Source organism: Actinosynnema sp. NPDC053489, from assembly GCF_044544865.1.
Lineage (GTDB): Bacteria > Actinomycetota > Actinomycetes > Mycobacteriales > Pseudonocardiaceae > Actinosynnema.
This window is the reverse complement of sequence record NZ_JBITXT010000009.1, coordinates 215,036-224,157: the sequence shown is the minus strand read 5'-3', so window position 1 is coordinate 224,157 and position 9,122 is coordinate 215,036. Positions and strand designations below refer to the sequence as shown.

Here is a 9,122-nt window from a genome sequence, read left to right as displayed (position 1 = left end):
GCCGTCGTGCCGTGAGCGGTCCCGGGACCGCGGTCCACCGGGCACGATGCGCTGCCCGATGGGGTCCGCCCGCGCGGCCGGCCTCCCGCACCGGGGCGGCGGCGCGGTGGAGTGGTCCTCACCGAGGCGAAACCGCCGACGACGGCGGTCCGATCACGAGGAGTAGTGGGCATGGTCGCTGCGGACGCCGACACCGAGAACTGGTTCCTGCTGATGGACCCGGCCTGGCAGCCGGAGCGGGAGGACGAGGCGCCGCCGGTGCGGGCGGTGGTCGGCCTGTGGCCGGTCGACCCGGACGGCGTGGTCGGCCGGTTCCGGACCAACCCGTCCTACGAGCCGTCCGACCCGGACTCGCCGTCCGACCCGCTGGACGCGGTGCTGCGGCTGCTGATGCGGGGCGAGGCCGAGTCCGACCAGTTGCGGCTGCTGCTGCGGGACTCGCTGTTCGACCTGGCCATGAACGGCGACGGCCGCCCGCTGGTCATGCGGTCCCCCGACGACGTGCCGTGCGTCGTGGTCGCCACGTCCGAGCCGCACCGGCGGCGGGTCAGCTCGCCGGACTGGCGGCGGCTCGACCTGGCCGACCTGGTGGACCTGCTGGCCGACGACCTGGACGTGCTGATCAACCCCGGTGGTCCGGCCGCGGTCCGGTTGCTGGGCGACTTCATGCGCCGGACGCGGGTCATGTCGGAGGAGGACGTGGCGGCGGCCTACGAGCGGTTCCGCGACGGGCGCACCCTGGAGGTGGTGCCGTGGGAGGTGCCGCCCGAGCCGAACGCGGAGTGGCCGTCGGAGGGGTCGGCCGAAGGGGCGGCGGAGGGGTCCGCGGACGGGGAGGCGCCGGTGGAGGAGCACCCGGCAGGGGAGGGGGAGCCCGCCGCGCACCCGGCCGCCGGTGCGGTGGTCGAGGCCCCGACCGCGGTCGGGGTGGGTGACGTGGACCTCACCACCGCCGTCGAACCCGGTGTTCCCGCTGGTCAGCGGCCTTCTTCAGAATCCTGAAGCGCGCGTGTAGATCCGGTTCAGACGGGATGTGGTGGCCGCCGCCCACACTTCGCCGCAGGACAACCGGAGTCATTCGGAGGCGGCAGTGCGCAGGGTGAAAGTGGCTCTCCAGGCGGCGGACCCGCTGAGCATGGCCGGCTTGGTCGGCCACCTCGGCGATCACCCGGAGGTGGTGTTGCTGCCCCCCGAGCAGCGCCACCTCGCCGAGGTCGCCGTGGTCGCGGTCGACCGGCTGACCGCGGAGGTGGTCGCCGGGATGCGGCGGGCGGCGACGGAGATCGGCTCGCCGGTGGTGCTGGTCGTGGGAGACCTGGACGAGTCGGAGCTGCCGACCGCGGTGGAGTGCCGCGTCGTGGCCGTGCTGCCCAAGGGCGCGGCCACGGCCGACCGCCTGGCGCACAGCGTCATGACGGCGGCGGCCGGTGACGGGCTCATGCCACCGCACCTGGTCGGCGTGCTGCTCAGGGACGTCGAGCGGTTGCAGCGGCAGCTGCTGGAGCAGGACGGCGGCACGCCGCGCAACCGGCTCACGCCGCGAGAGGAGCAGGTGCTGCGGATGATGGCCGAGGGCCTGGACACCACGGAGATCGCGGCCAAGCTGTCCTACTCCGAGCGCACCGTGAAGAACATCATCTACGGCGTCACCACGCGCTTCAACCTGCGCAACCGGCCGCACGCGGTGGCGTACGCGGTCCGCTCCGGCCTCATCTGACCCCTCGCCCGGACCAGGAGGACGCCGTGCACGCGAACCGCTCCCGCATCACCGGCCAGGCCGCGGGCCACCTGAGGGCGGAGGTGCGGCGGGACGTACCCGCCGCCGCGCCCGCCGCGCCCGCCGAGGAGCCGGTGGACCTGTGGCGCATGTCCGACAACGGCGTGATCGACGTGCCGTTCCCCGTCCCCGACGTCGCCTGAGCGGCCGCGGGCGGGGCCGACCGCGCCGGCCCCGCGCCCAGGTCAGGATTACACCTTCAGCGCGCTGACCAGCCGGTTCCTGGCCCGCCGCACGTCCAGCGCGGCGCCGAGCGCCTCGTAGCCGGCCACGGCGTCGCGGAACGCCGTGTCGGCCTCCTCCCTGGACCCGAGACCCGCGAGCACCACCGCCAGGTCCTCCATCGCCTCGGCCAGCTCCACCGGCCGCCCGACCACCCGGTACCGCGCGACCGCGGAGCGCAGCGGCTCCGGGTCGCCCTGCAGCAGACCGCGGCAGCGCGCCTCCGCCGCGAAGGCCCGCGCCGGCACCCGCTCCCGCGCCGCTTCGGCCGCGCACACCTGGTAGGCGCGTTCGGCCAGCTCCCACGCGCCCACGGACACGGCCGAGCGCACCGCGTTGGGCATCCACTGGTGCCGCAGCGTCAGGTGCCCGGGCCAGTCGCGCAGCAGCGGTTCCAGGTGGGCGAACACCTCGGCCACGTCCGCGCCACCGGCCTCGGCGACGAGCGCGCGGGCGACCAGCAGGAAGTCGGCGTGCTCCCGGTCGGCCACCAGCGCCATCGGGTGGTCCGCCACGGTCGCCAGGTGCGCCCCGGCCGCGTCGAGCCGGCCCCGGCGCGCTTCGATCAGCGCCGCCAGGCCGGGCACGACCAGCGCCGCGCCGTTGCCCTTCAACCCGTGCTGGTCGACCACGTCCGCGGCGTGCCCCAGCCCGGCCAGGGCCGAGTCCCAGCGCCCGGTCCAGAACTCGTGCACCGCGACCGACGCGCGCAGCACCGCCGCGGCCGGTCCCCGGCGCGCCCGCACCTGAGCCGCCCGCAGCGCCTGCGCGGCCTCCTCCAGCCGGTCGAGGTTCTGGAGGCTGAACGCCCGGTTCTCCAGCAGCACCGGCCGCAGCTCGTGCACGTCCTGCGGGTCGCCGATCATGGTCAGCGCCAGGTCGACCTGGGCCAGCGCCTCGGCGTGGTCGCGCCGCACGGTGCTGATCTGCCACAGCACGCGCAGCGCGTGGCTCATCGAGAAGCCGTCGGCGGACTTCTCGGCCCGGCTGATGGCGTCGTGCGCGTACCACTCGGCCTTCTCCAGGTCCGCGAACCCGGACCGGTGGATGTCGGCCAGCAGCGCCTCCTGCCGGGTGCGGCACGGCTCGGGCGTGCCGTCGTTCTCCACCGCGACCCGCAGCGTGCCCGCCGCCGCCTCCACCCGGCCCTCGCCGAGGTAGAGCATGGCCAGCACGCAGCGCATCTCGGCCGCCAGGTGGGGGTCGCGGGTGCGCGCCAGCACGGCCTTGGCCTCGCTCTCCGGCCGCTTGCCCTGCCAGAACTTCAACCACGCCAGCCACGAGGTCATCCGGTCCCGCTGGGCGTCGGTCAGCGACGACCGGCCCGCGACCGACTCGACCAGCCCGACCGCCAGCTCCTGGTCGGTCAGCATCACCTCGCGGACGTTGTCGGCCACCCACCCCGCGCCCCACGCGTCGAGGTGGGGTGCCGCGGCGGCCAGGTGGCGGGCGACCCGCGCGGCGGGTGCGCCCGCCTCGGCCAGCGTCCGGGCGGCGTGCCGGTGCAGCGCCGAGCGCACCGGGGGCAGCACGCCCTCGTACAGGCCGTGGCGGACCAGGGGGTGGCGGAACGCGAACTCGGTGTCAGCCTCGACCAGCACGCCCGCCGCCATCGCCTCCTGCACCGGCGCCACCAGCTCCGACGGCGGGCGGCCCAGCACGACCGCGACCTCGCCGATGGCGAACCCCATCCCGAACAGCGCGCCGGTGCGCAGCACGTCCACCGCGTCGGCGGACAGGAAGTCCAGCCGGTCGGGCGGCACGGCGTCCGCCGACCACGTCGCGTCGTCGTCCGCGTCGGCGGCTTCCGCCACCTCGGCCACGCCCGAGCGCACCCGGATCGCGGCCCGGCCCAGCAGGTCGTCCAGGGCCCCGATCGCGTAGGACGGGTTGCCGCCGGCCTGGCCGAGCAGCCGGCGCAGCCCCTCGGCCGGGGTGGCGGCGAGCCTGCGGGTGACCAGCTCGACCAGCGCCTCGTCCGGCAGCGGGTCCAGGCGCAGCACCTCGCCGCCCGAGGCGAGCACCGCGTCGCGCACCCGGTCCACGTCGTCCCGGCGCGGCACCGGCCGGCACGTGCCCGCGAGCAGCAGCGGCAGCCGGTGGGTCAACCGGGTCAGCCGGTGCCACACCAGCGCGCTCGCCTCGTCGGCCCAGTGCAGGTCGTCCACCGCGAGCACCAGCGGACCGCGCCCGCACAGCTCGGCCACCAGGTCCACCAGCCGGTCGACCGCCTCCAGCTCCGGGTCGTTCCCGGCGGCGTCGAGCAGCGCGGCCGCCACCTCCGCGCGGACCGGGTCGGCGGAGGTGGTGGTCACCTCCAGGGCGTCCAGCAGCACGCGCAGCGGGAACCGCACGCCCAGCTCGTCGCCGACGGCCCAGGCGACCCGGCACCCGTGCCGCTCGGCCTCCGCCAGCAGCACGGACAGCAGGGCCGACTTGCCGATCCCAGGCTCGCCGTCCAGCCACACGCCGCCGCCGCGACCCGCGGCGAGGTCGGCCGCCGCCCGGCGCAGCACGTCCAGCTCGCCCTGCCGGCCGACGACGTTCGGCGGCGCCGGCGGCTTGCGGACGGGGACGGCGGCGCGCAGCGGGGCGGCCGGGGCCACCATGCCCTGCAGCAGCCGCTGGTAGCCCGCGAGCAGCTGGGCGCCCGGTTCGAGGCCCAGCTGCTCGGCCAGCAGCCTGCGGGTCTCGCGGAACACCTCCAGCGCCTCGGCGTGCCGCCCCGCGCCGTGCAGCGCGGTCATGAGCAGCGCGCGCAGCCCTTCCCGCAGCGGGTGCTCGGCGGCCAGCGCGGCCAGGTCGGCGGCGGCCTCCGCGTGCCGCCCCAGCTCCAGTGCGAGCTCGGCGCGGCGCTCGGCGGTGGCCAGCCGCAGCTCGGCCAGGCGGGCGCGCTGGGCCTGCGCGAACGGGCCGGGGACGCCGGACAGCGCCTCACCGCGCCACAGCGCCAGGGCCTCGTCCAGCTCCTTCACCGCCGCGCCGGCGGGCATGGAGGCGGCGCGCAGGCGGTGCGCCTCGAACCGGGCCACGTCCGTGGCCTCGGGCTCCAGCCGCAGCGAGTAGCCGGAACCCGTGGAGACCAGGACCTCGGGCGCCGACCGGGCGGGCCGGTGCGGTTCGAGCAGCTTGCGCAGGCCGGAGACGTAGGTGTAGACGGACGCCTCCGCGTTCGCCGGCGGGCGGTCGCCCCACACGGCGTCGACCAGGTCGGCCGGGGTGACCGGCTGGTTGGCGCGCAGGGCCAGGACGGCGAACACGGCGCGGCGGCGGGCCGCGCCGAGGTCCACCTCGTCCTCGCCGAGGAACGCGCGCACCGGACCGAGGAGTTCCGCGGACAGCGGCTCAACAGGCGACATGGCACGTCCCTCGGTTCTGGAAGGCGGACAGGACGTCGGCTGAGTGCCGGATTCCGAGCTTAAAGGCCGGGTGAGCTGGAAAAATTAACATCAGGTATCGACTGTGGCACTTACGCTGTTCGTGATCAAACCGCGGTACCGGTTCTGTGGTCGGCCACACTCCCGGTACGGGACGACGGGGCAGGTCCGGGTGCCCGTCGAACAGATTTCACCACACCGGGCAACCGATCCGCCCGGCCATCTCGTCAGGTGGGTCCCCGGTGGTTCGGAACACGGCGACGCGCCGCCGGAACAATTCGGGCACGGGTCGGCGAATCGTGATCGAAGTCTTTTCCCGGGTGCGCCGCTCGGGCACGTCGACCGGGACGCAAGGGCAACGCGGCCGCCGCCGCTTGTGCCGGGCGGCCGCCCACCGCAGGGTGACCGGTGTCCCCGCCACCTGCCCGGTGCCAGTCGGTCCAGGAGGGAGTGAGCCGTGGTCTTCAGCGCGACGGTCCCGCTCGTCGCCCCGGTGGTCCGGAGCCACCGCGCCGCCGTGCGAGCCGTGCTCGACCGGTTGGACGACAGGCTGCTGGTCGTCGTCGGGCCGGGGCTCGTCCAGGACGCCGCCGCCGTGCCGGACTACGCCGCGCAGCTCGCCGAAGCCGCCGCCCGCCACGCGGGGCAGCTGCTCGTGGTGCTCGACGCGCAGCCGGACACCGCGGACGGGGGGAGCGCGCAGGGGTTCGCGCTGGACGTGCTGCGCGCCGGCCTGCCCGTGGCCGCGCGGACCGGTTCCCCCGGCGGTGCGCCGGCCCTCGCCGCCTACGCCTTCGCGGACCTCCGCTCCGCCGACGTCGGCGCGGAGCCCCGGCTCGCCGCGCCGGTGGGGTACGAGACCCGCGCCGGCGGTGACGTCGTCGCCGCCGTGGAGGCCCTGCGCCAGCACGCCGCCCGCCGGGCGCTCCTCGACCGGGCCGACGGGGACCGGTGCGCCCACCTGGTGCTGCGCACCGAGCCCCACCACCCCGACCACGACCCGGCGGCGACCGGCGCGGCGCTGGCCCGGCTCGGGGCGGCGGGCCTGCCGCGCCGGCTCCTGGTCGCCGTGTCCGGCCACGATCCCGGGCGGCAGCGCCGCGTCGCGGCCTCCGTCGCCCGGCAGGTGGGCGACGGCCGGCGCGGGATCGTCGGCGCGGTGGTGCCCTCGTTCCTCCACGCCGGCCACCAGCGCACCGCCGCACGCCGCGGCGTCGCCACCGCCGGCCCGTGCCTGGGCCTGCCCGACACGGTGTCCGTCCTGGACGCGCTGGCCGTCGCGGTGGAGCGCCGCCGCCTCCGCGACCGGTGAACGGTCGGGCGGCACGGGAGGTGGGGAGTCGCCGGCGCGCGAACTGCTCCGGCACGACCGGCTCCACCGCGGGGACGAGGTGCTCTCGCCGGCCATGCGCCTGCTCGACTCCCGCCTCGGGCCGTCCGCGCCGCCCCGCCACGCGCCGCGGGCAGACCTGTGGAACCGCTCGCCCACCTCGGCCGGCGGCGGCACGGTGCCGCCTTGCCGGGCCGGTCGCCGGCTCGTGCTGTTCGGCCCGACCGCCCAGGGGCGCGGCATGGCGCTTCGGGCACACCCGGTGCGACCGATGGGCACGATCCGCCGTCGTCACGTGATCCGCCACGACGGTGATCTACCTTCGACGAAGGGGTGGGCACCCACTACCACCGCGACGTTGCGAGACGGTGAACTCCGTCGCTCACCGAGGAGAACAGATGTCCACAGTGGCCACGAGACGGCACGGCGCCCACCAGGCGGCCACCGGGTCGCGGCGCCCGGCCGGCGCGGGGATCGCATGACCGGCACCCGCCGCGACCGCTCGTTCGGCGGACCGCTGTCGGCCCTCCTGCGCCCGGTCCTGACACCGGGGTGGCGCGAGGTCGTCGTCGAACGGGTCGGCGCGACCGTCCTCGTGCGGTCGGCCCGCCACGACGACCCGCTGCTCCGCGCGTTCGCCGCGGAACTGCCCGCCGGCCCCCTGTCCGTCGTGGTCGACGAGGAGGCACCCCAAGTCGCGGTGTCCGAACGCCTGGTCGCGCTGCTGGCGGCACGGGCCAAGCGCGGCCTGGACGAGGCCCGCGTCCTCGCGCCCGAGGGCCTGACCGGGATCACGGCCTCCCGGTGGCGCCGACTGGCCGAGCGCACGGGGGTCGCGCTGCTGGTGCCGGCCGGCCCGGTCTCGATCGCGGGCACGACCCTGTTCGCGGCCGGCGGGTGGGTGCGGTGGGCGCCGGGCGAACCCGGCCGGTCGGTGGGCCCCCGCCACCCCGTCCCGTCGTGGCAGGAGGAGGAGTCGGCGGTGTTCCCGACCGTCCACGGTGGACTCATCGCCGAGCAGCTCCCGCTGGGCGTGCTGCTCCGCCCTCCCTCGGCGTTCCCCGTCCTGGACTGGTGCTCCGTCCCCCCGGACCCGCACCGCCTCACCGTGGTCGCGGGTGTCCCGGGCGGTCCGCCGGCGCGGGCCGCGGACGTGGCCGCCCACCTGGCCGGGCTGCCTCCGGAGGTGTGCGCCGCCGCGCGGCTCGTCAGCGGCGACGGGCAGGACGTGGTGGCCCTGGGACGGGCCGTCGCGGAGCTGCTGGGCACCGCCGTCACCGTCGCCGACGGCGTGCCCGTCGAGCGCGGGGGAGGGCTGGGCTTCGTGCTCCACGACGCCGCGGGCAGGCCCACCTGGGAGCCGTACCTCGGGGAGATCCGCTGCCGGGCCGGTGAGCGGACCGCCGCGCCGCTGCGGTGGCGGGCGCCGCACCCCGGCCTCGCCGCGCACGCGCCCGGCGTGTTCCGGGTGGCCGAGGGCTGGGTGCTGGGCGTGATGCGCAGCGGCCTGTGGCTGCGCCAGGCCGGGCGCGCGGCCCAGCCGGTGCCGGTCGGCGCACCCGTCGACCCGGCGGTGGTGACGGTCGCGGTCGGCGACCCGGGCCACCCGCTGGCCGACGACGTGTGGGACGTGCTGCCCGGGTTGCTGGACCGCCTCGACCCCGCGGTGCTGCGCCGGGTCCGGCTGTCGGTGCTGGGCGTGCCGAGCGCGGCGGGCCGGGAGGCGGCGTGCGCGCTGGCCCGCGAGCGCGGTCTGGGGCTCCGCCCTGGGCGTCGCGCCGAACCGGTGCGGGCGCGGTCGGCGTTCGGCGGGGCCTGATCCCGGTGCGGGTCAGCCGGCGGGCTCGAAGCCGAAGTTCTGGGTCCACCAGTGGCCGCCGGCGTCGAGCAGCAACCCGACCCCGATGCGGGTGAAGTCCGGGTAGAGGATGTTCGCGCGGTGCGGTGCGCTGCGCATCCACGCCTCGACCACCTGCACCGCCGACTCCTGGCCGAACGCCACGTTCTCGCCGCCGGGCGCCTCGTAGCCCTCGGCCAGCATCCGCTCGAACGGGTCGGGCCCACCGGGCAGCCGGTGCGCCAGCACGCCCGCGCGCGCCATGTCGTCGCTGTGCCGCCGCGAGGAGCGCCGCAGCCGTTCGTCCCCCGCCAACTTGGACAGCCCGCGCCGCGAGCGCTCGACGTTGACCAGGGAGACGACCCGGTCCTCCAACGCCTTGCGGGCCGGTTCGCGCAGGGATGGCACGGACGGAGAAGGTAGGGCATTCCGAGCCCGCGGTCACCGCCGGTTGCCCGGACGGCCCACCGCCCGGCGCGAACGCGCAACCGGTCCGGCGCGTCCCCTACGGGCACGGCCCGGTGCCCGTGCGGGACGACCGGCGCCCGCGGAGGGCCCGGAGCGGAACGGGCCGGTCGA

The 9,122-nt window shown here is 76.8% G+C and carries 7 protein-coding genes; 5 read left to right on the top strand and 2 right to left on the bottom strand.

Annotation, left to right across the window (positions count from 1 at the left end; genetic code table 11):
• Window positions 1–171 precede the first annotated feature (171 nt).
• The 3 genes from ACIGNX_RS22360 to ACIGNX_RS22350 all read left to right on the top strand — a co-directional run bounded on the left by ACIGNX_RS22360 (window position 172) and on the right by ACIGNX_RS22350 (window position 1,920).
• A complete protein-coding gene (locus ACIGNX_RS22360) occupies window positions 172–1,002 on the top strand; it encodes a type VII secretion system-associated protein (protein ID WP_396542597.1) in 831 nt (276 codons plus the stop codon).
• Between the two features lie 103 nt (window positions 1,003–1,105).
• Window positions 1,106–1,717 carry a LuxR C-terminal-related transcriptional regulator gene (locus ACIGNX_RS22355; protein ID WP_396542596.1) on the top strand — a complete coding sequence of 204 codons (612 nt, stop codon included), beginning with the start codon at window positions 1,106–1,108 and terminating at the stop codon, window positions 1,715–1,717.
• Between the two features lie 26 nt (window positions 1,718–1,743).
• Complete coding sequence (locus ACIGNX_RS22350) at window positions 1,744–1,920, top strand: hypothetical protein (RefSeq protein ID WP_396542595.1); 177 nt, start codon at window positions 1,744–1,746, stop codon at window positions 1,918–1,920.
• A gap of 48 nt (window positions 1,921–1,968) precedes the next feature.
• Here ACIGNX_RS22350 and ACIGNX_RS22345 read toward each other — a convergent pair whose 3' ends face one another.
• Entirely contained in the window at window positions 1,969–5,358 is a 3,390-nt protein-coding gene (locus ACIGNX_RS22345; protein WP_396542594.1) for a BTAD domain-containing putative transcriptional regulator, read from the bottom strand.
• A 475-nt stretch (window positions 5,359–5,833) separates the two neighbouring features.
• Here ACIGNX_RS22345 and ACIGNX_RS22340 point away from each other — a divergent pair, with 475 nt between their 5' ends.
• Both ACIGNX_RS22340 and ACIGNX_RS22335 read left to right on the top strand, forming a co-directional pair.
• On the top strand, window positions 5,834–6,688 hold the full coding sequence (locus ACIGNX_RS22340; protein WP_396542593.1) for a hypothetical protein: 855 nt from the start codon (window positions 5,834–5,836) through the stop codon (window positions 6,686–6,688).
• Between the two features lie 496 nt (window positions 6,689–7,184).
• Entirely contained in the window at window positions 7,185–8,525 is a 1,341-nt protein-coding gene (locus tag ACIGNX_RS22335) for a hypothetical protein (RefSeq protein WP_396542592.1), read from the top strand.
• Between the two features lie 12 nt (window positions 8,526–8,537).
• Here the strand turns inward: ACIGNX_RS22335 and ACIGNX_RS22330 are convergent, their stop codons facing one another.
• The gene (locus ACIGNX_RS22330) at window positions 8,538–8,951 is read right to left on the bottom strand and encodes a CAP domain-containing protein (protein ID WP_396542591.1); all 414 of its coding nucleotides are present in this window, start codon (window positions 8,949–8,951) and stop codon (window positions 8,538–8,540) included.
• Window positions 8,952–9,122 lie beyond the last annotated feature (171 nt).

What these genes read in the sequence shown, in the direction of transcription:
- ACIGNX_RS22360 (WP_396542597.1), top strand. Translation starts at nt 172, where the DNA reads ATGGTCGCTGCGGACGCCGACACCGAGAACTGGTTCCTGCTGATGGAC.
- ACIGNX_RS22345 (WP_396542594.1), bottom strand. Translation starts at nt 5,358, where the DNA reads ATGTCGCCTGTTGAGCCGCTGTCCGCGGAACTCCTCGGTCCGGTGCGC.
- ACIGNX_RS22335 (WP_396542592.1), top strand. Translation starts at nt 7,185, where the DNA reads ATGACCGGCACCCGCCGCGACCGCTCGTTCGGCGGACCGCTGTCGGCC.